Origin of the sequence: Rhizorhapis sp., assembly GCF_035276005.1 — a bacterium.
Taxonomy (GTDB): domain Bacteria; phylum Pseudomonadota; class Alphaproteobacteria; order Sphingomonadales; family Sphingomonadaceae; genus Rhizorhapis.
In genome coordinates, this window is sequence record NZ_DATEMB010000011.1 from 102,040 (window position 1) to 124,239 (window position 22,200).

The following is a 22,200-nucleotide window of genomic DNA, read 5'->3' on the forward strand; positions in this document are numbered from 1 at the left end:
GCACATTACGGCATTTTCATCGCCGCTACACCAACCGGTTACGCTAAATGGCGCAGACTTGGGTCATGAAGTGCCGCCGTCGATCGCTCTTGACGCTTCGTCTCCCCGTTTCCGGCTGGTTCCTGGGTTCCTCCTCTGTGCTGATCGTGCTCGCTATCGTGCTCGTCGCGAGTTCCACACAGCCGCACAGGCACTCCCGGCCTGCTTCAGCACGGTTGGGAATGACAATCGGCACCGCCAAAGATAACGTCCGGAAACTTCCGGCCATCTTAATTACAAGCGTTTCCAACTCTGGGGCAGCCAGACGTGCGGGCGCTCATGTGGGCGACATCATCGGAGCAATCAATGGCCGGCAGCCCGCAAGCGTCACCGAAGCCGATCGGATGATGAAGGAGGCACATGGAAACCAGCTCACCGTAGAGCGGCAAGGTCACAGGATTCAAATATCCATTTCATAAGTCATCCGTCGCTCTGGACGTCCCAGGCGCTGCCTTGCTGAGACAGCGCCCGTATCAGTTTACTGCTTCTGACCCATGAAGGCGTAGCGCAGCGTCAGCATGGCTGCGCGCGGCGCGCCCGGAAGGTTCAGGTGGGGGCTCGTACCGTGGCCGGACACAATATAGTGCTTGTCAAAGACATTGGTGACGTTGACCTGCGCTGTCACCGGCCCGAGGCGATACCAGGCCATCGCGTCCATGGTGAAATAGCTTGGCAGGGTGACCGTGTTAAGGGGGTCGGCGCGGCGGTCGCTGATATAATTCGCTCCGGCACCCAGACCGAAACGATCACCGAAATCTTTGGTCACCCAGAGGTTTGCGGCGTTGCGAGGCGTAATCGTCGCCCGCTTGCCGATCAGCCTGGAATCCGCCGAATCGACGATCTTGGCATTCAGATAGGCGTAACCAGCGATCGCGCGCCAACCATTCTCCAGATTGAGCGTCCCCGTCAGCTCTATGCCGCGGGTGCGTTGGACGCCGATAGGGATCAGGACTGTCGGCACCGCGGGGTCGGCAGCCTTGATGCCGGAGCGCCGCAGGTTGAACAGGGAGACGGTAGCGCCAAGCCGGCCATCAAAGAAATTGAACTTGGCCCCGGCTTCTGTGTTGGTCGTCTTCTCCGGTGCAATATCGGCATTATTGGCAGCAATCGAGAAAGCCTCGCCTGAAGGCTGGAACGACTTGCTCCATGAGACATAGTAAGACTGGCTTTCGGTCGGCTGCCAGATCAGTCCCGCGCGGGGGCTCCAATTGGTGTCGGTTCGAGACAGATGCTTTTGGCCAGGGACTATGTTCAGCAGGTGGTTGTCTGTCGACTGCTTGAACCTGTCGTAGCGCGCGCCGACCAGCGCTTTCAGATGATCGCCGATCGACACCAGATCCTGGACATAATAGCCAAGCGTATTGAAGATGCCACGGTTGTCGTTGGCGAGCGTGCCGTTGGTGGTGATGACGGGCAGCACTGGGTTGAACAGATCGACGGTGGCAATGCCGCTTGCTGAAAAGGTCAGCACATCCTTGACCTGCCGGCCGACTTCGACGCCGAACAACAGTTGGTGATCGGCTCCCGCAAAGCTGATCTTGTGCGAGAGCTCAAGCTGGTTGAACCAACCGTGCTCGTTACGGTCCACGGTCGAGCGATTGAGTGAGACCGTCCGTGCCGTCTCATTCACCGAGCCGGGGAGGGTGTTCTGCCGGTCCAGGCGGTAATCATAATAGCGGAAGGCATTCCGGATGCTGGTGTTGTCATTGATCTGGTGGCTGAGCGTCGCTGTCCCGGAATAGACGCGCGATTGGCTGTAATCGTCCTTTTTTGCGTTCGCCGAACCATAATAGGTTGAACGCAGCACATCGACAGGACGGCCCTGAAAGGCGGGGATCCCAAAGTCGGTAACGCGGCGATCGCGCAGATAATCGCCCTGGACAAGCAATTGTGTCCTTTCGCCAAGGTTGAACGACGCGGATGGAGCGATTGCTTCGCGCTTCAGGAACTGCTGGTCCCGAAAGCTGTCGGCGCGTTCGATCGCGCCGGTCAGGCGGAAGGCTGCAAAGCCGCCCTCGGGGGCCAGGCCGAGATCGGCCTCGGCGCGCCGGTCGTCCCAGCTACCATAGCTGACCGCAACCTCGCCGATATTGACGCCCGGCTTCTTGGTGATGCGGTTGATCAGACCGCCGGAAGAGCCGCGTCCGAAAAGCACCGACGCCGGCCCTTTGATCACCTCCACCCGTTCAATGTTGGAAAGATCGCGGAAATAGAGCGCGTCATCGCGCAATCCGTCGACGAACTGGTCGGCGATGGCGGAAAAGCCACGGATGGACACCTGGTCACGCTGGCCATCTCCATGGGAAAAGCCAACGCCAGGTACATTTTTGAGAATGTCCTGGATCGACAGCGCGCGTTGATCCCGGATCACCGCTTCGGTAACGACATCGATGGTTTGCGGAATGTCCTTCAACGGCGCGTCGATCTTGATCGCGCTGACCTCCTTTACCCCATAATCCCGGGAAGCCCCATTGACGACGATGTCGGGCCGTTCGTCCGCTTCAGCAGCAGAGGCTTGGTTCGACGCCGCTATCGAGACGAGGGAAACGGTGGCGCAGAACGCGCGCGAGGCAGCTGAAAAGAACATGGATCCCCTTATATTTGCTATTGCAAATCGGTCGCATAAATGGGGCTGTTTTCGCTGTCAACCGCGAAATTGAGCCGTTGTCGCTGTGTTCCTGGTTCCCTTCGCACCGCAGGCCAATCAGGACGCGACCTACCTAAAGCGACGTGCTCTTAGCCTGCATCACGGTTTTTTCGTGTCGAACGAAGTCGAAACACGCTTGCGTCAAGCGGGGCGTCGATCGATCACGTTCGGGACGAACGGGTGATTCCGGTTTTGCGCAAGTAGCTGTAGCTCCGTTCATGCGGTGCTATTGTTCGATTTGCCGAAAGACTGCAGGTGGCGGAGGGTACTGAGAATGCCCGCAGGCTTACTACGGCGATGAAAAGCGGAGGGGCAGGGGATTTCCGGGGGCGCAGCTTTGGCTTTCCAAGCCCATGCTTGCCGCTGCCGATCGTGCAAGATCATTTGCCGCATGCCGCATACTGTCGAAGGAAAGGCTGAACAGCATCAATCCCGCCAGACCGGTCGCCATCTGCCCCGCAAACAGCCAGGGCGGCAACCGCCCTGTGCGTTTCGCCGGAATGATCCACACACCCTTTTCCCAGTCGAAATTGCGCAGGCTCTTCCGGCCTGCCAAGACATAGCGCCGCCGCGCGATCCACACGCGCAGGGCCGGATGAAACAGCTCCGCCAAAGTAGCAACCCTCCCTCTTTTTGCGCAGCATAGAAGAGGGGAGGGCTTTGGCTATTCAGCAATGGCTGTAAAGCCTTGGTTATAGAAGAAGCGTCCGCCCGTCAGAGGATTGTTGCATTTTCGAGTTCCTATCGAATGTAGCAACAATCCTCTGAGAAAACCGGCAAGCAGCGCCCGGCAGATTACTCCGCCGCGACTACCTCTGCCTTGTCGCTGAGCGGATGAGCCAGCCGGTTGACCATTTCCTTGGGGCACACCTGCCAGAAATCATTCCGGCGGCGGTCCCAGTCGTGCAGGATCGCGCCCGACCATTTGCTGTCGGTATGGGCGTGATGTTCCTCGATGAGGGACCTTAGCACAGCTTCCCAATGGGCGCTGTCCAGCCGCTGCCAGACAATGCTTTCGGGGTTGGCGTGGCGTTCGAAGCTGCCGTCGGCATCAAGCACGAAGCCCATGCCGCCGGTCATGCCCGCGCCGAAGTTGCTGCCGACGCGGCCAAGGATGACGGCGGTGCCGCCGGTCATATATTCGCAGCCATTCGCGCCGCAGCCTTCGACCACCACCTGCGCGCCCGAATTGCGGACGGCGAAGCGCTCGCCCGCCTGGCCCGCCGCGAACAGCTTGCCCGCGGTCGCACCATAAAGGACGGTGTTGCCGATGATGGTGTTGTTCTGGCTTTCCAATGGGCTGGAGACCATCGGCCGGACGGAGATCACGCCGCCCGACAGGCCCTTGCCGACATAATCGTTGGCGTCGCCAAAAACCTCGAGCCTGATACCCTTGCACAGGAATGCGCCGAGCGACTGGCCCGCCGAACCGCGCAGGCGGACATGGACATGGCCATCGGCAAGGTTCGACATGCCGAACTTCTCCGTGATCATCGAGGAGAGGCGCGTGCCGACGGCGCGGTGCGTGTTGCGCACCGTGTAGGTAAGCTGCATCTTTTCGCCGCGCTCGAAGACGGCCTTTGCGTCCGAGATCATCTGTGCGTCGAGGCTGTCAGGCACCTCGTTGCGGAAGGTCGCCAGGCTGAAGCGGCGCTCCGCCTCGCTTGCGTCCACCTTGGCGAGGATGGGGTTCAAATCGAGATCGTCGAGATGCTCCGCGCCACGGCTGACCTGCTTCAGAAGCTCGGTGCGACCGACCACTTCGTCGAGGCTCCGGCAGCCGAGGCGGGCCAGGATCTCGCGGACTTCCTCGGCGATGAAGGTCATCAGATTGATGACCTTCTCCGGCGTGCCCGTGAACTTGGCACGCAGGCGCTCGTCCTGCACGCACACGCCCACGGGGCAGGTGTTCGAATGGCACTGGCGCACCATGATGCAGCCCATCGCAACGAGGCTGAGCGTGCCGATGCCGAACTCCTCAGCGCCCAGGATCGCAGCGATGACGATGTCGCGCCCGGTCTTCAGGCCGCCGTCCGTCCGCAGCTTCACCCGATGGCGAAGGCCGTTGAGCGTCAGCACCTGATTGACCTCGGAAAGGCCCATTTCCCAGGGGGTCCCGGCATATTTGACGGACGTCTGCGGGGAAGCGCCGGTGCCGCCGACATGGCCGGAGACAAGGATGACGTCTGCATGCGCCTTGGCAACGCCCGCCGCCACGGTGCCGATGCCCGCCTGGCTCACCAGCTTGACGCAGACCCGCGCGCGCGGATTGATCTGCTTCAGGTCATAGATGAGCTGCGCCAGATCCTCGATCGAATATATGTCGTGGTGCGGCGGGGGCGAGATGAGGGTGACGCCCGGCGTCGAATGGCGGAGCTTCGCGATAAACTCCGTCACCTTGAAGCCGGGAAGCTGGCCGCCCTCGCCGGGCTTGGCGCCTTGGGCCACCTTGATCTCGATTTCCTCGCACGCGCCCAGATATTCGGCGGTGACGCCAAAGCGGCCCGAAGCGATCTGCTTGATCGAGCTGTTGGCGTTGTCGCCATTGTCATAGGGCGTGTAGCGCGACTTGTCCTCGCCGCCTTCGCCCGAGACGGCCTTGGCGCCTATGCGGTTCATCGCAATGGCAAGCGTCTCATGCGCCTCTGGGGAGAGGGCGCCCAAGGACATGCCGGGGGTCACAAAGCGCTTGCGGATTTCGGTGATCGCCTCCACCTCGTCGATTGCGATCGATTCCTGCGCATAGTTGAACTCGAGCAGGTCGCGCAGATAAACAGGCGGCATGTCGCGCACGCCGCGCGAGAATTGCAGATAGGTGGAGTAGCTGTCTGTCGCGACCGCTGTCTGCAGCAGGTGCATGAGCTGCGCCGAATAGGCATGAGCTTCGCCCCCTGCACGCTGACGGTAGAAACCGCCCACGGGGAGGTTCACGACCGCGCTGTCATAGGCGGTGTCATGGCGCAGCTTCGCATTCAGATGCAGCGAGGCATATCCTTCGCCCGAAATCTTCGACGGCATGCCGGGGAAGAGATCGTTGACGAGCGCGCGGCTGAGGCCGACGGCTTCGAAATTATAGCCGCCGCGATAGCTCGAAATGACGGCGATGCCCATCTTCGACATGATCTTGAGGAGCCCCTCATTGATCGCCGTGCGATGACGCTCGAGGCAGGCCGCAAGGTCCATCTTGCCGAACAGGCCGCGCGCATGGCGGTCGGCAATGCATGCCTCGGCGAGATAGGCGTTCACGGTCGTCGCGCCGACACCGATCAGCACCGCATAATAATGCGTGTCGAGACATTCGGCCGAGCGGACGTTGATCGAGGCATAGCTGCGCAGCCCCTTGCGGACGAGATGCGTGTGGACCGCCGCGGCGGCAAGGATCATCGCCATGCCTATGCGCTCCTCGCCGACATTCTCGTCAGACAGGAAGATTTCGGTCCGTCCCTCGCGCACGGCCTTCTCCGCTTCCTCACGGATGCGGGTGATCGCGCCGCGCAGCTGCTCCGCCCCGCCATCGGCGGGGTAGGTGCAGTCGATTTCGGCCACTGCGTCGCCGAAATAGGCCTTCAGCCGCAGCCAGTCGGCACAGGTGAGAACCGGGCTGTCAAGCACCAGAACTTCCTCGTTCCGGCTGCGATCTTCCAGGATGTTCGCCAGGTTCGAGAAACGCGTGTTGAGGCTCATCACATAGCGTTCACGCAAGCTGTCGATCGGCGGGTTCGTGACCTGGCTGAAATTCTGCCGGAAGAAATGGCTGACCGTACGCGGCTTGTCGGAAATGACCGCGAGCGGCGTGTCGTCGCCCATCGAGCCTACGGCTTCCTTGGCGTCCTCGACCATCGGCGCGAGGATCAGCTCCATATCCTCCAGCGTCATGTTGGCCGCGATCTGCCGCCGTGTCAGTTCCTCCTTGCTCCAGCGCGGCGTCGCATCAGAGGAAGCTGGAGCGAGGTCGTTGAAGGTCTTGAAGTTCCCCACCATTTCGGCATAGGGCCGCTCGCCCGACACCCGGTCCTTGATCTCCCGGTCGGTGTAGATTTCGCCTTCGGAAAGGTCGACTGCGATCATTTCTCCCGGGCCAAGGCGGCCCTTGCAGATGACGGTGCTTTCCGGAACCACGACCATGCCCGCCTCGGAACCGACGATCAGAAGATTATCGGCGGTCTGCGTGTAGCGCAGCGGACGCAGCGCGTTGCGGTCCATGCCAGCGACAACCCAGCGGCCGTCCGTCATGGCAAGCGCGGCGGGACCGTCCCAAGGTTCCATCACCGAGGAGAGGTACTGATACATCGCACGATGATTGTCCGGAAGTTCGCTGTTGCCCTGCCATGCTTCAGGAACCAGCATCAGCTTTGCCGTCGGTGCGTCGCGCCCGGCGCGGCAGATCGCCTCGAACACGGCGTCGAGCGCGGCGGTATCGGAGGCACCCGCCGGGATCACCGGCTTGATGTCCTCGCTATGCTCGCCAAAGGCCAGCGAGGCCATCTTGATCTCGTGGCTCTTCATCCAGTTCTTGTTGCCCCGGATGGTGTTGATCTCGCCATTGTGCGCCAGTGTGCGGAAGGGCTGCGCGAGCCACCATTGCGGGAAGGTGTTGGTCGAATAACGCTGGTGGAAGATCGCGACGCGGCTTTCAAAGCGCTCGTCCTGCAGGTCCGGGTAGAAGACCGACAGCGATTCCGCGAGGAATAGGCCCTTGTAGATGATCGAGCGGCAGGAGAGGGAGCAGATATAGAAGTCATTGATCTGCGCGGCGATCACCTTCTTCTCTATCCGGCGGCGGATGAGATAGAGGTCCTTTTCGAACTCCGCCTGGTCCTGCTCCTCGGGCATCGGACCCGCGATCATGATCTGTTCGATCTCAGGCCGCGTGCGCTGCGCCTTCTCGCCGATGACGGAGACATCAACGGGCACCTGCCGCCAGCCATAGATGGTGTAGCCAGCATCGATGATCTCGCTTTCGACGATAGTGCGGCAGGTTTCCTGCGCGCTGAGGTCGGTGCGGGGCAGGAACACCATACCCACCGCAAGGCGGTTGGGCAGCGGCTTGTGACCACTGTCGGCAATGGCATCGTCAAAGAAGCGGACGGGCAGGTCGACATGGAGGCCCGCACCGTCGCCGGTCTTGCCGTCAGCGTCCACGGCACCGCGATGCCATACGGCCTTCAGCGCGTCGATGGCCGAGGCCACGACCCGGCGGCTGGCTTTGCCATCCGTCGCCGCCACCAGGCCGACGCCGCATGCGTCGGATTCAAACTCGGGACGATACATGCCCCCTTGGGCGAGACGGAGGCGTTCGGTTTCGTTGGTCATCCTAAAGACCCTTCCGGTCAAAAACATTTCAACTGCCGTTCGTGTCGAGCGAAGTCGAGACACATTGGCTTGGCAACAACGTCCCTCGACACACTCGGGACGCCCGGGGGAACGGCTTAGGCGGCCACTCGCTCTTCCCGTTTTTCTCTTGCCTTTTGTTTCAAATATTTATGCATGTGCTCGGTCACATCGCGCCCGTCGCGAATGGCCCAGACCACCAGCGAGGCGCCACGCACGATGTCGCCTGCCGCGAAGACGCCGTCCAATGAGGTCATCATCGTGCGGTGATCCACGCGCAGCGTGCCCCAGCGGGTGACGGCCAGGTCGTCGCAGCCGAAGAGCTTGGGCAGCTCTTCCGGATCAAAGCCCAGCGCCTTGATGACCAGGTCAGCCTCCATCGTGAATTCCGTGCCGGGATCAGGCTCTGGCGATCGGCGGCCGCTGGCGTCGGCAGCGCCGAGGCGCATCTTGGTGGCCTTGACGCCAGTCACATGCTCCGTGCCCTCGAACGCGATCGGGGCGGAAAGCCAGACGAACTCGACGCCTTCTTCCTCGGCATTCGCCACCTCCCGCTGCGAGCCGGGCATGTTCTCCCGGTCGCGGCGGTAAAGGCACTTCACTGACTTCGCACCTTGGCGGATGGCGGTGCGGACGCAATCCATCGCCGTGTCGCCGCCGCCGATGACCACGACATTCTTGCCCTTGGCGTTCAATGAGCCGTCCTCAAAGGCAGGAACTTCGTCGCCAAAGCTCTTGCGGTTGGAGGCGGTGAGATAGTCGAGCGCCTTCACCACGCCCGCAGTGCCGACGCCCGGAGCCTTGATGTCGCGTGCCTTGTAGACGCCGGTCGCGATCAAGATCGCATCATGGCGCTTGCGCAGCTCGTCCATGGTCGCGTCGCGGCCCACTTCGAAATTCTCGTGGAAGACGATCCCGCTTTGTGCGAGCCGCTCGACGCGGCGCAGGACGACGTCTTTCTCCAGCTTGAAGCCTGGAATGCCATAGGTCAGCAAGCCGCCCATGCGGTCGTGCCGGTCATAGACATGCACTTCATAGCCGGCCTTGCGCAGATATTCCGCAGTGGAAAGTCCGGCAGGACCCGCGCCGATGACGCCGATTGATTGCCCACGGTCCGCGCCAGGCACCAGCGGCTCGACCCAGCCTTCTTTCCAGGCAGTGTCCGTGATGAACTTTTCCACCGAGCCAATGGTGACCGCGCCATGGCCCGAAAATTCGATGACGCAATTGCCCTCGCACAGGCGATCCTGCGGACAGATACGGCCGCAGATTTCCGGCATGGTGGAGGTGGCGTTGCTGAGTTCATAGGCTTCCCGCAGGCGGCCTTCAGCAGTGAGCCGCAGCCAGTCGGGGATATGATTGTGGAGCGGGCAGTGAGTCGAGCAATAAGGCACGCCGCACTGGGAACAGCGCGAGGATTGCTCCTCTGCCTTCTCCAGTGCAAAGCTGCGGGAAATCTCGCTGAAATCCGCCGCGCGCTCAGTAGCTGCGCGCTTTTCCGGATAAGCTTGTCCGGTGCCTACGAACTTCAGCATGGGGTTTTCGGCCATGTCTCGTCACTCCTTGTTGCGCGGGCCTATAGCTTGAAGCGCCGCAGGAGTCACGGGAAATTTGGATATTAGGTCAACAAAACTGACCTTATATGGAACGGTCCAACGTCTTTTCTGAACCGTTTGTTCATCTCGCTCAAAGATATAGGTCCGTATCGGGCCTATTTAGCCATAAGCCACACTAATGCAATGCTTCCCGCCACGATCCTGTACCAGGCGAAGGGTGCGAAGCCGAATTTGCTTACGACCGCGATGAACCATTTGATAACGGCCACGGCGACCACGAAGGACACAATGAAGCCCCAGGCAATGGCCGTCCAATCATCCTCGCCCAGCGAGGCGCCCGTTTTCAAAAGGTCATAGGCCGAAGCAGCGAGCATGGTGGGCACGGCAAGGAAGAAGCTGAACTCCGCTGCCGTCTTGCGCTCGACGCCCAGGCTCAGCGCTCCCATGATCGTCGCGCCCGACCGGCTTACGCCCGGGATCATCGACAGGCACTGAATGATGCCGATGCCAAGCGCGGTCTTCCAGCCCATTCCTTCCACAAGGAAGGTGTGGGGCTTTTTGACAGCGCGCTCGATCGCCAGGATGGCAATGCCGCCCACTATCAACGCGATGGCCGTGATGATGGGCGTCTCCAGCATCGCCTTCACCATTTTGTAGATAATAAGGCCAATCACGGCTGATGGCAGGAAACCAAGCGCCAGATTGCGGGTAAAGGCGATCGCCGCCGGATTGGCGCGGCCAAGGCCCAACAGCACGTCCCAGAAACGCTTCCAATAAAGCACAAGGACCGCGAGAATCGCGCCGAGCTGGATGACGATCTCAAATGTCCCCGACGCCTTGTTTTCAAAGCCCAGCAGTTCGCCTGCCAAGACCAGATGGCCGGTCGAAGACACGGGGATGAACTCGGTAAGTCCCTCGACAATACCAAGCAGAATGACGGTCAGGATGTCATTGTCCATCGGCAAACGCTTCCCATCCTTGGCCCTGCGCCTGCCGCAGGGCTATTTTCATCTGGAGGCAGGGGCTTTGGACAGGCTCAGCCCGAGCGGAGAGGGGTCAGGCCGAGGCGTGTGTCGAGAACCGGCCGTGCTTGCGGTACTGGACCAGCCAAGCGGGCACGACGGCGGCCATGGGCGTGGGATCGATACCGAAGGCGGAGAGGCCCTTCGCAGCAGGCGACATGATGTTATCGTGCTGCAGCATCTTCCACTGGTCGGACGTGATCGGCGCGCCAGGCAGCCAGCCGGTAAGCCCAATCAGCGGATCGGCAAGCGCGTCGGGCACGGCCAGGAAATTGGGGTGCCGCCCGGTTTCCTTGGCGATCCAGTGATGGATTTCCTCCATGCTCATCACCTGCGGGCCGCCAAGTTCATGGATCTTGCCGCCATATTTTTCCGGCTCCAGCGCAGCGAGGGCAATCGCCTTGCCGGCATCAGCCGCGTAGACCGGCTGGAACTTCGTCTTGCCGGCGATGATGGGAACGATTGGCGCTGCGCGGATCAGGCCGGCAAAGCGGTTGGTGAACTGGTCCTCCCGCCCGAATATGAGCGAGGGCCGGATTATGCTGGCCCGCGGAAAGGCGGCCTGAACGGCTTCCTCGCCCTGGCCCTTGGTTCGGCCATATTCGGAATGGCTTTTGGGATCAGCGCCGATGGCCGAAATATGGACAAGGCCCGATGCACCTGCCGCAGCTGCCGCGCGCGCGACATTGCCAGCGCCTTCGACATGGACGCGGTAAAAGTCGCCCTTCAATATTCCGACCAGGTTGATGACGGCGTCGGCCCCTTCCACAGCGCGGGAAAGCGTAGCCGGCTTTGTAACGTCGGCCGCGACGAACTGCACCTGGCCAAGCCCTCCTAAGGGACGGATGTGCATGGCGTCTGAGGGATTACGCTCCGCAACGCGGATGCGCGCGCCCTTTCCAAGCAGTTCCTGCGCCACGTAACGGCCGAGAAATCCGCCACCGCCAAAGATAGTCACCAGCTTATACTGCATGTCCGCCGCGCGCTCCCTAGGAATAGGCCTGACCTTCCATGGCCGTGGCGCCCCCTTGCAACAGGAGCGATCATCTTGACAACCGCAAAGGCGAGCGATGAATCAAAATTTCGGACGAAGAGCAATTGACAAACGCCCCCACCCCCCGCTAATCGCCGCCGCCTACCCCGTGCCCAGGTGGCGGAATTGGTAGACGCACCAGCTTCAGGTGCTGGCGGTCGCAAGGCCGTGGAGGTTCGAGTCCTCTCCTGGGCACCACTACTGTCTCTGGCGACGTCCAGAGACGTCCAGTAAGCGGCTGGTTCTACAGCATTTCTTGACCGAGAATCGCCAGACACCGTCCGGCGAAATCTGGCAAGGGCAACAGCAGCAACCACAAAATGTTGCTGTTTTTGTTGCCCTCGGATCGACCCGGCCTTGCTGGGAAAACGACCATGCTGACCCACATCCAGATCAATGCCGCCAAGCCAAGGGGAAAGGCTTGGACCCTGAGCGATTCTCAAGGGCTCATTCTCCAAATTCAGCCCAATGGCTCGAAGCTCTGGCGCTTCAAATACCGGTTCCTGGACAAGCAGAAGACCCTTCACCTCGGCGGATGGCCACAGGTGAGCCTCGCCGACGCCCGTGTGCGACGTGATGAGACGAAAAAGAAGATTGCGGAATGGATCGAGAGCTCGACATAGAGTGGATGAGGAGATCGTTCGCGCGCTGGAACGAAGGGCAAAAAGCGGCCCATAGGCTAGGCTGCTGTTTCGGGTCCGCTGCCGATGTCTCCGCTTTCCTTCGCGGCCTTCTCAGCTTTAAGTAGACGCTCGAAGTGCTCCTCGAAGGCGAGTAGCTTTTCGGCCTTGATACAGTAGCCAAGATTGTTGGGAATTCGTGAAAACGCTATCGGCTCATTACGAGTTGGGATCGGCACAACCCGAATCGCCCCTTGAGCGGTGTGTTGTGGGCCACCCCACAACACGCCAAGAAATTTCACTCGTCCGCCCAGAGAAATCCCACCGCCCTTGTTGGCGTAGGAGCCGATGTTATACAAGAAAACTGGCGAGCCGCTTGATCCTGGAAAGCAAGCGCAGTCGATCATGAATTCCTTCCGGCCTTCAAAATCAACGTAGGGAGGCGTGGCGGTAATCCCCCGACGAACAATAGGGAAATTGTTGCGCGCGTCCCACAAGCCGTTGGGGTAGCCGACCATCACAATGTCTTCCACGGCTGACAATTCATTCAAATCATCTGCCAGAGCCATGAACTCGCGATTGACGCTCTTTAGATAAGCTCGCTTACCGCGAGTCTGAAAGACCCATTCAAAGATCGGAGCCAATGGAAACGCTGCCAAGTCCACGTCCGCCTCAGGATGTGGAATCCAACCTTTCTCAAAATCTGTGATCGGAACAGGGATGTGCTCACCATGCGCGGGATCGCCATTATCGCCCGTAGTGTTGAGGTGAAATACACCTATCTGCGCGCCCTTGATGACATGCTTGTTCGTAATCAGCGCCGGTACGTGTTGACCATCGCTGTCTTGGCAAAAGTTGAAGAAGAACCCAGTGCCACTGGAGGTCTGTCCACCTGCATCTTGGCACTCGATGCGGACAGTCGTGTGCACAAGCTGATCCGCAATGCTCATTTCCGCCACTATTTGCCTCCCGCCGCCGAACTTATCTTAGGTAGTGATTAGGTGACGAAATTTCGAGGAGGCGGCGCAAATCGGCTCCCCCGCCTGCTCCCCAAGCGCCAAAAACAACAAAGGCCACCTCTCGGCGGCCTCGCTAACTATCCGAATCTGCATCGGAAATCTGGAGCGGGCGAAGGGATTCGAACCCTCGACCCCAACCTTGGCAAAGGCAGTAATGCCTCTCACCGTGACTTACGGTGACTTACCCAGACTTACAAATTGACGAACAGAAAAGTTGATTTTTCAATGACTTAATGGTTAGATTAAGCTAGCTTCACTATGAGGGTGGCTATCTTAATCTAACCATTACTTACCGTGGCGTGGCGACACGGTGGCGACTTGGAAATATCAGCATGGCAACGGAAAAGCTCACCAAACGCCACATTGACGGCCTCAAGCCCACCGCCAAACCTTATCGCCACTACGACACCGAATTGAAGGGTTTCGGCGTTCAGGTGATGCCCAGCGGCGTCAAATCCTACATCTTGGAATATCGGCCCGATGGCGGCGGGCGCAACGTCGCCAAGAAGCGCATGACGCTTGGCCGCGTTGGCGAACTCACCCCGGATCAGGCGCGAACCCTTGCGCGTGATCGACTGGCCGAGGTGCGGCGCGGCACCGACCCACTTTCAGACCGGCAAACGAAGCGCCGGGAGATGAAGCTGTCTGAGTTCATCGATCAGTGGGAAGCAGATGCCCCCGTCAGCAAGCGCACAGGCCGACCGATGAACGAACTGACCCGCAGCTACATGCTGGCACGGCTCAGACATCATGTTGTCCCAATTTTGGGCCGGAAGCGCGTCAGCGATGTGACCGTCGATGACGTCAACGACATGATCCGGCGTATCGCAAAGGGGGAGACAGCAAAGGATGCCCCTTCCGCCAAGAAGCGCGGGCGCATCAAAGTGCGCGGCGGCGAAGGCGCGGCCCTGAAAGTCGCAAGCGATCTCTCCATCATCTTCAACTACGCCATCGAAAGGCGCTTGGTGCCGACGAACCCCGTCACCCATGCACGGAAACCCCGTGCCGGAAAGCGGCATGAGTTCCTGAGCGCGGCCGAGTTTACCTTGATGGGGCAGGCATTGACAGAGTTGGAAGAGGAGGGCTGCAACCCGGCTGGCATCGCCATCTTGCGGCTCATCCTACTGACCGGCGCACGACCGAGCGAGATCGAAGGCCTCACTTGGGGCGAGGTGGATTTCGATCACCAGTGCCTCAGGCTCACCCAAAGCAAGACCGGCTATTCAGTCCGCCCCTTAGCTCAGGCGGCGGTCAATATCCTTTCCGCAATTGATCGCGGCGAATCTCCCTATGTGTTCCCAGCCACGCGAGGCGACGGGCATTTCATGGGCGCAAAGAAGATATGGAACCAAGCGCGCTCCAAGGCAGGCTTGCCGGGGCGCGTTCGGTATCACGCACGTCACGCGATGGCGACGTTCGCCTTGGCTGATGGTGTGGATGCAGTCTCCGTTGCGGCCATCTTGGGTCACAAGGGGCCGCGCACGACACTGGCAACATATGCCCACGTCATCGACAAGAGCGCCGCTCATGCCGTCGAAGCAGTCGGCAGCAAATTCGCAAATGCAATGCTGGTAGCGGACGAGAAATCGGATCGCGGTAACAGCCGCACATAGGCCGCCTTGGTCGATTTTGCGATTTCCCGGTATATTCGGAGGGCGGCAATGGCGTCGCCTCAGCTATTTGGAGGCGCAAATGCACAAAGGCCGCAAATACAGCCGGGATGAAGCTGCCCGGTTTTTACGGGCAAATGGGCTTCGGACCACTGCGGCGAGCCTTGCCACAATGGCCACTCGTGGCGGCAGTCCGCCATATTTCAAGATTGGGAAGCACTGCTTTTACTGGCAGATCGACCTCGAAATGTGGGTGGAGCAGCGCTGCTCTGGCCTACTGGATTCCACGTCAACCACGCAGGGCAAGCGGTTTGATGACATCTTCGAGCAAGATCGGGACTTGGAAGAATCCCCCTTCGATACAGGGCAACCCGGCTTCGATGAGATTACCCGCCTCTTGTGTGAGGAAGCGGCAATGCAAGGCTTCATCGACTCCGCCCGAGCCAAATACGACCAACAGTTTATGTAATAAAAACAGATGTTTGACACCTTTAGCAGGTCTGGTTTGGTAGTAGCGGGAGAAATTGCTCTCCCGCCAACCTACGCAACATGGAGACAGTCATGGATGAATTTGAAACCACGGGGAACGACGGCTTCGTTCTTCTTCCCGCAGCGAACGGTGGTGGTGCCCTCGTTCGCAGGAGCCAGATCGCTGGCGCTCGTGCGAATGGGCGTGATGGGGCCATCGTTTATGCCAAATGCGGGCCATCGATCTACACCACCGCAACGGTGCCCCAACTCGGACGTTTTCTCGACGCGGAGACAGCCGAAATCCGTCGCGACTAACCGATAAGAACCCAACTGGTGTGCCGGTGGGGAAACCCATCGGCACATGTCGTATGTGAAGGAGGCAACGGTGAAGGCCCGAAAGAATCCGACCATTGAGCAAGTGGCGCGGCGGCTGCGCCGCAGTCCACTGTCATGCCGTGATCCCCGCATCAAGAATGATGCCTATTGGGCATTGCGGGCGCAAGGTTATCCGCATTCCTACGCCATACGTGCCTTTCGAGATCAGTTGCCCGTGATTCACCAGCGCAAGGCCTCCGATGACCTTGGCGAATATGCCTGTGATCCAGGCGAGTTACTGCTCCCACCTGGATCGGCATGGTCCGAAATCGAGGTTGCGATCCGTCCAGAACTATCAGAAGAATCTATTCGCAACCTGAAACCCCGAACATCGGAATACACGGCTTGGGACAACCACGTTCCGGGATTTGGCGTCAGAGTTCGAGTTTCAGGCCATCGGAGCTACGTCGTGTATTACCGCCCGCGCCCTGAGAAAAAGCTGCGCAAACGAACCATTGGACTGATTGGTGAACTTTCTCTCGATGAAGCAAGGCGCATCGCGCAGTCCTATCGACGCGAAGCACTGATAGGCCGTGATCTGATAGAGCACCTGAATGCGTAGTCTCACAGAACATATGCAACAACCGAGATGCGAAGGCGGTCGGCAGCGATGGTAGACTTCGTTTCACCCGAAAAGCGCAGCAAGATCATGCGTGGCGTGCGGAGTAAGGACACTCGCCCTGAAAAGCTCGTGCGGTCAATGCTACATATGCGAGGTTATCGGTTTCGGCTGCACGATCCGAAGCTGCCTGGGAAACCCGACATTACGCTTCCGCGTTACCAAGCCGCGCTGTTCGTTCACGGATGCTTTTGGCACAATCATGAAGGATGCCCGTCCGGTCGAATCCCGACATCCAATATGGAGTACTGGGAAACGAAAATTGCGCGGACAAAGGCGCGGGACAGGACGCATTCCGAAACATTGGTAGATATGGGCTGGCGCGTTCTTGTTGTTTGGGAATGCGAGCTTTGCGACATGGTCGCGTTGCTTGGAAGGATAGAGGACTTCCTCCAAGCAACGGATGCTAATCCAGCTCCCCATCAATAGCCTTCTGAAGGTGTTCGAGGCGGGCCTGAAGCTGCTCCAATTTCAACGCGCTAATGTCCTCGCCACTCGGCGAAATCAGCTTCGCACCTGCCTTCAGCCATTTTACGTCATCGTTCAGGAACTGCCGCTCCACCAAAGCCCAGCGTTGCAGCTCGCTACCCATATTGCCTCCAGCGTTAGTCGAGGATGCACAGCGTTCAGCTGCGTGCAGTCAGGCTAGCCCATTTGCTGATGCCAGTCACGCGCAGCAGCCGTTGGCACGCACGATTTCGACTGTTGACATGCGGCGAAAATTGAGCCTGGCCAACAGCTCAAATCACGGGCATAATGAAGATTCAAAACTTTTGATCGGGGAAGCATGGCGCGCCGCAACCAAAACCCTGTATTTATTGATGCTTTTGCGGGCTGTGGGGGGCTTTCATTAGGCTTGATGCAGGCAGGCTTAAACGGACTTTTTGCGATTGAGAAGGACGAATTCGCCTTCTTAACACTTCGCAGGAACCTTATCGACCGCGATACAAAGAGCAAGTTTGCTTGGCCCAGATGGCTTCCGAAGAAACACTTCGCGATTGACCAGCTTATCGAGGAATACCGGAGCAATCTCGTGGCCCTTCGCAATGAGGTGGATATTCTGGCGGGAGGCCCGCCATGCCAAGGGTTTTCATCGGCTGGGCGGCGCAAAGCCGATGATCCGCGAAACCGGCTATTCAAGTCCTACGTCGAGCTAGTGCGCCTGCTCGAACCCAAGATCGTGCTGATGGAGAACGTGCGCGGCTTTACCATGAACTTCGGCAAGGATGAATCCGTCAACAATTATGCGACGGAGCTACGGGAGCTGCTTGCTGATCGCTACGTTGTCCATGAGCGCTTGATAGACCTCTCCGCCTTTGGCGTACCTCAGCAGCGTACAAGATATTTCTTGATCGCCATGGTTCCTGCGCTTGGTGACATAGACCCGTTTGACATCATCAAAGACCGCTTGCCTAAGTTTCTTCGAAATCAGGGGCTCCAAGCCCCCGTTTCCGCGTGGTCAGCAATCTCCGACCTCGAAAAAGGCAAGGGCGGGACAAAGCCAAGCGCCGATACAAAGGGCTTTTTGGAAATCGTACCTAGCAATCGCCGAACCGCATATCAAAAGCTGATGGGTGTGGGCGCAAAGCTGGTTAGCGATCTTCGGCTAGCCCGTCACCGCCCCGAAATCGAAAAACGATTTGGCGAAATCATCGAGATTTGTCACGCTGAGGGACGGCTTAACACGAGTGTCGGCGCAGATATTCGCCACCGCTATGGCCTCAAGAAGCAAGCCCTGCGCGTATTAGACCCCGACATGCCCTCGCCGACAATCACCAGCATGCCCGACGATCTTTTGCACTATGCAGAGCCTCGGACCCTCACCGTTCGCGAAAACGCTCGACTCCAGTCTTTCCCGGATTGGTTCAAGTTCGAAGGCAAGTACACGACCGGGGGAGAGCGTAGGCAGCACGAAGTGCCGCGTTTCACCCAAGTAGCTAACGCTGTGCCACCGTTAGCAGCACGCGCAATCGGGGAAGCCCTTGCCGAAGTCATTGCCAACGCGAAACTGGGGCCGTCATCGCCGGCTCAGCTACGAAGGCGGGGCGAAGGTTCCGTGCAGAAGCTTGAACTCGTTTCTTAGCTCAAGCAGGAGTTTTCGGAGGGCGCGCATCTCATCGATTGATATGACCTCCGCGCTTGTCGTCCCGGCAATTCCCGCTGGCTTACCTTCTGGCGTTAGCACCTTATGGCCAAGGATATTCCGTTTCGGCACGACCTCCTGGATATAGCGCTTCACCCCAACCTGATGCGGTTTCTGCGCTTCGAAGTTCGGAAGGTCCAAAAGCCTTGCGAGAATTCGCAGCCCATCATTGGCGGTGAACACCGCATGTTCAGCCAAAATGACACTCACTTGAGGATCGGCCACAAGCTTGCCTACGCGCTTTTCTAGTGATGGCACCTTCTCATTGAGAAGCTTGACCATTTCGTCAAGTACACCAGCCTTTTCCGCATCATCCAACAAATCATGGGCAAGGCCGAGACACTCGCGCGCCATTTGATCAACGTCACTGGTAGCCCCCATGACGATGCCACGGGTGTGATCTAAGTCGAGCACCTTCTTAATCATTGTGTGGAAGAGTTGTATGGCCTCATTCACCAGCTCAGGGCGGACAACAAAATAGACGCCTTCATTTCCAGCCGCATATGATGCCTGTTTTAGCTGGGCTACATTCGCATTCGCTGAATAGAATATGATGTCCTTATAGGGCACCGTCTCGCGAATTTCGGCAATCACCTCTTCCCCGCTTGGCTTGTCCTTTCCAAGATCCCAATCCACTAAAATAAGGTCAATTTCATCACGGAAGACGTCATCTGCAATTTGCGCTTTTACATCATCCATGGTTGAGCAAAAAACATGCCTCAAGTCGAAGCCTTCGTCAGCCATTCCCCGCCGAAGAGTTTGCACGGACGCGTTCATATTGCCCGGCTGGTCATCGACCCAAAGTACATTAAAATCGAGTCTCATGCCTACTTCCGTCGCGGTGCAATAACGATCTTGAAGGTCATACCACGCCCCTCGTGATCTTCGTCAAGTTCAATGCTTCCGTTCATTTCTCCCAATACCTGCCGCACATGATATAAGCCCAGGCCAGAGCCAGTTGGTCCCGTGGTATAACCCATTTCGAAGATGCGTTTCGGGTCCGTATCGCGAGAAAGCCCATCGCCGTTATCAGTAACGCTCATTAGAACGGCTTTGCTATCTTTCCCAGAAATCTCAAATGCGACCTCGCGTGCATTCGCTTTCTTCGCATTGCTGATCAAGTTTTCCACTACGATGGAAATATCCATAGGATTAAACCGCGCCTGCATTCCTGAGTGATCGTTGCTCACCTTCACGCGGGTCCGCTTCGTTCCCGAAAGAACGGAAATCTTGTTTATATATTCCTCTATAAAGCTGGGCAGGTCGGTTTCTACCATGCCCGAATCTAAATCAAAGTTTGCCATCATCGCAAACTTGGTGGCAGATTCGATACGGCGATTCAGCATGGAAATTTGCTCAAGAGCACTGACCAGTTCATCACGCGAAATACTCTTTTTCCCGCGTGTGTCCTGCATCAGGTTCTCAATCTGTTGGTTCAATTCAACGGAATAGATTGTGACCTGATGGTGTAGATTCAGCACCTTCTGAACATCGAGGCTCACCGCGCCTTCAAGAAAATTCGCCCGACGCCTGTCGATTTCCGCTCTGGCTTCAGCCTTCTCAGCACGCTCAGTGGCCCGAAACGTGGCAGCGCGCTGCTGGTCGGCAACCTTTCGCGCTTCTGCCTCAGCCTTCTTAAGCTCCTCGAAGCGTCGCTCAGCGTTCGCGAGGCCATCCAGAAACTTCCTATCGTCGGTCTTCTCTGCGATAGATCGTAAACTAGATAGAGAGGCTTCAAATCGCTCGGAACGCTCGTTAAGAATCCCAATCAGCCTTTGGCTATACCGGAGAAGCTCAACGTCATCGTTGTCGATCAATTTGGCCACTACCTCCGCTACGCGCGCTCTCCCAGGATCAGTCAAAAGACGAGAGAGGTCTTCCGCAGTAGCATCTGCACTGTCAGCCCAAGACACGGGAACAACATACTTTTCGAGGCGCTTGAGACAGTGCTCCATAAAGCACTGCTTCAACTCACGAACTGAAGGCGTATCTATGAGCCCCTGGTTTCGGCTCGACGCTTCTTGGAATTCTTCGTCGGGGCCATTGACATCAACTCGTCCAATTATCTCTCGGCTACCGAGAAAACGGCTGTAGCCCTGTTGCTTCCGACGGTCATAGCCGAACCAATCAAAGTCAGCTTCACCAACAGGGTAAACTCGAAACCCATTTCGGAACAGGAATACTGATCCAAATTGAACCGATGGAAGGCCAATGCGACGTGCAAACGTAACCTTAGCAGACTGATTTAGATAATATAGCTCACAATAAAAACCTGCTCCTTCCAATTTCGTATAGGGGTTTGGCTCCGTTATCTCGTATATAACCTCGCCTCGGTCTGTGAGCTGTGAACGAATACGACCATCTTCTATCTTGACCGTGATGAACGTCGTTTTATCCTGTAAAGCCGAAAATATGAAATTTCCGACTTTGCCATTCACAATATCGCGAGAAGAGACCTCTTCGTTGCTTCTTTCCGCCTTCCTTTTTGCGGCGTTGTCGGCATCCCGCTCTGCTGGTGCGGTGATCTCAATCGAGAATTCATCCACCTCATTGCCAAACGGATTGATCAGCTTGGAGAGGGTCGCCTTCAGCGAGACAAGGTCATCTCGATCCCAGACCTTCCGCAGATTCGTGATTTCAATGATTGTCCCATTGGAGAGACGAGCCTCCAGCTCCTTCAGTTCTGGAGGAAGGCTGAACTTTTCTATCGCTTCGTAATCGACAGGAATGGTCTCAAAATGCTGGCGGTCGTCTTGTTCAAATTTGGACCAATCGATCTCTAGCCGGTGCGCTTGCGCGGCCTTGCCTCTCGGCCTGGTTTGCAGCGTGAGAACCTGACCCAATCGATCGGAGGAAAACCTCCCAATCCCCTTGCTGCCAGCAAGGTAGCCGCGGCTTGCGGCTTTGTCCCGAAAGTCTTCAGCGTTCGCAGCACGCTTCGCCGAGTATGCCACGAAAAGCCATTTGTTCCTCAGGTCATCCTCATCCATGCCAGAGCCGTCATCGACTACGAGGATTCGCTCTGAGTCAAAATAAAGGTGAACATCCTTCGCTCCTGCATCGAAGGAGTTCTTCACCATCTCCAGGATGGCCACTTCGTCGTCGGTGATTAGCTCGCGTCCGAGGACGCGCTTTAACCCAACGCTAACGTCAAAATGAACTTCTGGTTTTTTCAATGCTCCCTCCGCACCCGTCCAGCTATACGACGGGAGGCACATCTTGCAACTGCCCATGCCTTGGCGGCGAGCAGGCGCGTCTTGGCTAAGTCCCCCCTTGTTACCCCCGAGCCTTTTCGCGCCCAATCCTCACCCCTAACGCCCTCAAGTGGCTCGCACGCGACCCGCCAAAAATGCGCTTCGGGAACATTTCGCTTTGAGAGCCGCCATCAGCGCTGCTCAGCGACGCAACGACCAAATCTTGATGAAACATTTTCAAGGGGGACGTGCTCTGCCGCCTCTGGGAGTCGCACAACGGTGGAATGCCGATGATTCACACGATGGAATGACATCGCGCGCGCTGGCAGGCGCTTTGGACTTGTCGGGCTTCCTAACGGGCTGAGCGATGCAAACATAAATGAAACGGCTGCAACGCTGTCTGCGTCATTCTGGCAGAGGACGAAATGACTAGAAGACCGCCGAGGAATCATGTTTCAGATTCCAGCCCTGCCCGCAGTATGACTCTTTGGCACAAATGGGATGCTGGCATCCTTCGGGTG

18 protein-coding genes and 1 tRNA gene are annotated in these 22,200 nt (G+C 58.1%); 9 read left to right on the top strand and 10 right to left on the bottom strand.

The genetic code is table 11. From position 1 onward, the window contains the following. Nucleotides 1-65: 65 nt before the first annotated feature. Entirely contained in the window at nucleotides 66-458 is a 393-nt protein-coding gene (locus tag VJS46_RS03885) for a PDZ domain-containing protein (protein WP_324058079.1), read from the top strand. A 59-nt stretch (nucleotides 459-517) separates the two neighbouring features. Here the strand turns inward: VJS46_RS03885 and VJS46_RS03890 are convergent, their stop codons facing one another. The 6 genes from VJS46_RS03890 to VJS46_RS03915 form a co-directional block, all read right to left on the bottom strand. Continuing rightward, nucleotides 518-2,626 carry a TonB-dependent siderophore receptor gene (locus tag VJS46_RS03890; protein ID WP_324058028.1) on the bottom strand — a complete coding sequence of 703 codons (2,109 nt, stop codon included), beginning with the start codon at nucleotides 2,624-2,626 and terminating at the stop codon, nucleotides 518-520. 349 nt (nucleotides 2,627-2,975) lie between these two features. Further along, the gene (locus VJS46_RS03895) at nucleotides 2,976-3,299 is read right to left on the bottom strand and encodes a hypothetical protein (RefSeq protein WP_324058029.1); all 324 of its coding nucleotides are present in this window, start codon (nucleotides 3,297-3,299) and stop codon (nucleotides 2,976-2,978) included. 182 nt (nucleotides 3,300-3,481) lie between these two features. Further along, complete coding sequence (gltB, locus tag VJS46_RS03900) at nucleotides 3,482-7,999, bottom strand: glutamate synthase large subunit (RefSeq protein WP_324058030.1); 4,518 nt, start codon at nucleotides 7,997-7,999, stop codon at nucleotides 3,482-3,484. A gap of 116 nt (nucleotides 8,000-8,115) precedes the next feature. After that, a complete protein-coding gene (locus VJS46_RS03905; RefSeq protein ID WP_324058031.1) occupies nucleotides 8,116-9,567 on the bottom strand; it encodes an NAD(P)-dependent oxidoreductase in 1,452 nt (483 codons plus the stop codon). Between the two features lie 161 nt (nucleotides 9,568-9,728). Beyond that, complete coding sequence (locus VJS46_RS03910; protein ID WP_324058032.1) at nucleotides 9,729-10,532, bottom strand: undecaprenyl-diphosphate phosphatase; 804 nt, start codon at nucleotides 10,530-10,532, stop codon at nucleotides 9,729-9,731. A gap of 97 nt (nucleotides 10,533-10,629) precedes the next feature. Next, nucleotides 10,630-11,568, bottom strand: a complete 939-nt coding sequence (locus VJS46_RS03915; RefSeq protein WP_324058033.1) for a complex I NDUFA9 subunit family protein — start codon at nucleotides 11,566-11,568, stop codon at nucleotides 10,630-10,632. Between the two features lie 171 nt (nucleotides 11,569-11,739). Between VJS46_RS03915 and VJS46_RS03920 the strand changes: the two genes are divergently transcribed. Next, nucleotides 11,740-11,826: transfer RNA gene (locus VJS46_RS03920), tRNA-Leu, on the top strand. Nucleotides 11,827-12,002: 176 nt separating this feature from the next. Further along, nucleotides 12,003-12,251 (top strand): Arm DNA-binding domain-containing protein, encoded by a 249-nt coding sequence (locus tag VJS46_RS03925; RefSeq protein WP_324058034.1) that lies wholly within the window; start codon nucleotides 12,003-12,005, stop codon nucleotides 12,249-12,251. A 56-nt stretch (nucleotides 12,252-12,307) separates the two neighbouring features. Here VJS46_RS03925 and VJS46_RS03930 read toward each other — a convergent pair whose 3' ends face one another. Beyond that, a complete protein-coding gene (locus VJS46_RS03930; protein ID WP_324058080.1) occupies nucleotides 12,308-13,198 on the bottom strand; it encodes a serine protease in 891 nt (296 codons plus the stop codon). A gap of 401 nt (nucleotides 13,199-13,599) precedes the next feature. Here VJS46_RS03930 and VJS46_RS03935 point away from each other — a divergent pair, with 401 nt between their 5' ends. The 5 genes from VJS46_RS03935 (at nucleotide 13,600) to VJS46_RS03955 (ending at nucleotide 16,771) form a co-directional block, all read left to right on the top strand. Further along, entirely contained in the window at nucleotides 13,600-14,880 is a 1,281-nt protein-coding gene (locus tag VJS46_RS03935; protein ID WP_324058035.1) for a site-specific integrase, read from the top strand. Between the two features lie 79 nt (nucleotides 14,881-14,959). After that, nucleotides 14,960-15,346, top strand: a complete 387-nt coding sequence (locus VJS46_RS03940; RefSeq protein ID WP_324058036.1) for a hypothetical protein — start codon at nucleotides 14,960-14,962, stop codon at nucleotides 15,344-15,346. A 92-nt stretch (nucleotides 15,347-15,438) separates the two neighbouring features. Continuing rightward, a complete protein-coding gene (locus VJS46_RS03945; protein ID WP_324058037.1) occupies nucleotides 15,439-15,663 on the top strand; it encodes a hypothetical protein in 225 nt (74 codons plus the stop codon). Between the two features lie 46 nt (nucleotides 15,664-15,709). Further along, on the top strand, nucleotides 15,710-16,285 hold the full coding sequence (locus tag VJS46_RS03950) for an Arm DNA-binding domain-containing protein (protein WP_324058038.1): 576 nt from the start codon (nucleotides 15,710-15,712) through the stop codon (nucleotides 16,283-16,285). A gap of 48 nt (nucleotides 16,286-16,333) precedes the next feature. Next, nucleotides 16,334-16,771 (top strand): very short patch repair endonuclease, encoded by a 438-nt coding sequence (locus tag VJS46_RS03955; protein WP_324058039.1) that lies wholly within the window; start codon nucleotides 16,334-16,336, stop codon nucleotides 16,769-16,771. On the opposite strand, the gene VJS46_RS03960 is transcribed toward VJS46_RS03955, so the two are convergent. Further along, complete coding sequence (locus VJS46_RS03960; RefSeq protein WP_324058040.1) at nucleotides 16,749-16,934, bottom strand: hypothetical protein; 186 nt, start codon at nucleotides 16,932-16,934, stop codon at nucleotides 16,749-16,751. The two genes, VJS46_RS03955 and VJS46_RS03960, sit on opposite strands and share 23 nt — an antisense overlap. Before the next feature lie 195 nt (nucleotides 16,935-17,129). Between VJS46_RS03960 and VJS46_RS03965 the strand changes: the two genes are divergently transcribed. Continuing rightward, nucleotides 17,130-18,425 (top strand): DNA cytosine methyltransferase, encoded by a 1,296-nt coding sequence (locus VJS46_RS03965; protein WP_324058041.1) that lies wholly within the window; start codon nucleotides 17,130-17,132, stop codon nucleotides 18,423-18,425. On the opposite strand, the gene VJS46_RS03970 is transcribed toward VJS46_RS03965, so the two are convergent. Next, nucleotides 18,375-19,310 (bottom strand): hypothetical protein, encoded by a 936-nt coding sequence (locus VJS46_RS03970; protein ID WP_324058042.1) that lies wholly within the window; start codon nucleotides 19,308-19,310, stop codon nucleotides 18,375-18,377. The two genes, VJS46_RS03965 and VJS46_RS03970, sit on opposite strands and share 51 nt — an antisense overlap. 2 nt (nucleotides 19,311-19,312) lie before the next feature. After that, a complete protein-coding gene (locus VJS46_RS03975) occupies nucleotides 19,313-21,661 on the bottom strand; it encodes an ATP-binding protein (RefSeq protein ID WP_324058043.1) in 2,349 nt (782 codons plus the stop codon). Nucleotides 21,662-22,200 lie beyond the last annotated feature (539 nt).

Coding starts and splice junctions, on each gene's coding strand:
- VJS46_RS03940 (WP_324058036.1), top strand. CDS start 14,960: ATGCACAAAGGCCGCAAATACAGCCGGGATGAAGCTGCCCGGTTTTTA.
- VJS46_RS03965 (WP_324058041.1), top strand. CDS start 17,130: ATGGCGCGCCGCAACCAAAACCCTGTATTTATTGATGCTTTTGCGGGC.
- VJS46_RS03905 (WP_324058031.1), bottom strand. CDS start 9,567: ATGGCCGAAAACCCCATGCTGAAGTTCGTAGGCACCGGACAAGCTTAT.
- VJS46_RS03955 (WP_324058039.1), top strand. CDS start 16,334: ATGGTAGACTTCGTTTCACCCGAAAAGCGCAGCAAGATCATGCGTGGC.
- VJS46_RS03950 (WP_324058038.1), top strand. CDS start 15,710: ATGTCGTATGTGAAGGAGGCAACGGTGAAGGCCCGAAAGAATCCGACC.
- gltB (WP_324058030.1), bottom strand. CDS start 7,999: ATGACCAACGAAACCGAACGCCTCCGTCTCGCCCAAGGGGGCATGTAT.
- VJS46_RS03930 (WP_324058080.1), bottom strand. CDS start 13,198: ATGAGCATTGCGGATCAGCTTGTGCACACGACTGTCCGCATCGAGTGC.
- VJS46_RS03915 (WP_324058033.1), bottom strand. CDS start 11,568: ATGCAGTATAAGCTGGTGACTATCTTTGGCGGTGGCGGATTTCTCGGC.
- VJS46_RS03925 (WP_324058034.1), top strand. CDS start 12,003: ATGCTGACCCACATCCAGATCAATGCCGCCAAGCCAAGGGGAAAGGCT.
- VJS46_RS03970 (WP_324058042.1), bottom strand. CDS start 19,310: ATGAGACTCGATTTTAATGTACTTTGGGTCGATGACCAGCCGGGCAAT.
- VJS46_RS03910 (WP_324058032.1), bottom strand. CDS start 10,532: ATGGACAATGACATCCTGACCGTCATTCTGCTTGGTATTGTCGAGGGA.
- VJS46_RS03890 (WP_324058028.1), bottom strand. CDS start 2,626: ATGTTCTTTTCAGCTGCCTCGCGCGCGTTCTGCGCCACCGTTTCCCTC.
- VJS46_RS03885 (WP_324058079.1), top strand. CDS start 66: ATGAAGTGCCGCCGTCGATCGCTCTTGACGCTTCGTCTCCCCGTTTCC.
- VJS46_RS03935 (WP_324058035.1), top strand. CDS start 13,600: ATGGCAACGGAAAAGCTCACCAAACGCCACATTGACGGCCTCAAGCCC.
- VJS46_RS03960 (WP_324058040.1), bottom strand. CDS start 16,934: ATGGGTAGCGAGCTGCAACGCTGGGCTTTGGTGGAGCGGCAGTTCCTG.
- VJS46_RS03945 (WP_324058037.1), top strand. CDS start 15,439: ATGGATGAATTTGAAACCACGGGGAACGACGGCTTCGTTCTTCTTCCC.